Source organism: Agrobacterium sp. MCAB5 (assembly GCF_052114365.1).
In the GTDB taxonomy this organism is placed as follows: Bacteria; Pseudomonadota; Alphaproteobacteria; order Rhizobiales; family Rhizobiaceae; genus Agrobacterium; species Agrobacterium tumefaciens.
On record NZ_JBFREP010000135.1, the window covers coordinates 1 to 618 of the forward strand.

Below are 618 nucleotides of genomic sequence, written 5' to 3' on the forward strand. Positions count from 1 at the left end.
ACATCGAGCTGAATGAGAAAATCGGACGAAACGAATTCGCGAAAGGCGAATATCACCGATGTCACCCCGTAGCCGATGACGGCAAAGCCAACTTCCGCCGGCGACAATAGTCTCGATACGATCGCGATCAGAGCGAGATTGATCGCAATTCCGAGGTGCTGTTCCAGCATGGCCATGAAAAAGGCGCGGCGGACTTTGTGCATCGAGGGCTCCGACAGCGTCGCCGATAATCGACGGTAGCGTCAAATCTAGAGTGGGGACTTGGATCTTGGAAATCTGACCGTTGGGATGGCAGCCGGATCCGTAGGTGTAGGCCGTTTGGAGAATGTCCGTTGAAGGGCGTGCGACATTGTGCGGACTACTCCCGTCGAGTGGTGAAGAGCCTCGGTATTACGTCGAAAGCATTAGGCTGCGGGACACCTTTGCTAAGGCGTAACGCTCTGCGGCGTTGCGACGGCATCAGTTGAGAGAAATTCCCGGCCGAGTAGCGCCTCTTGCTCGGAAAGCTGGCGCTTGAAGCGATCATTGGCGTGGTCGATCCGCTGTCTTACCGCCCCGGCTCCAGCGAGTATCTCCTTCACCAGCTCGATAACTTCCTCGACTTCGAACGTGTCGATG

The 618-nt window shown here is 56.1% G+C and carries 2 pseudogenes; both read right to left on the reverse strand.

Going from position 1 to position 618, the window contains the following annotated elements:
- Positions 1-203 (reverse strand): annotated as a pseudogene (locus AB4Z23_RS27810) (oligosaccharide flippase family protein); the annotation flags it as partial.
- Between the two features lie 222 nt (positions 204-425).
- A pseudogene (locus AB4Z23_RS27815) lies at positions 426-618 on the reverse strand (polysaccharide pyruvyl transferase family protein); the annotation flags it as partial.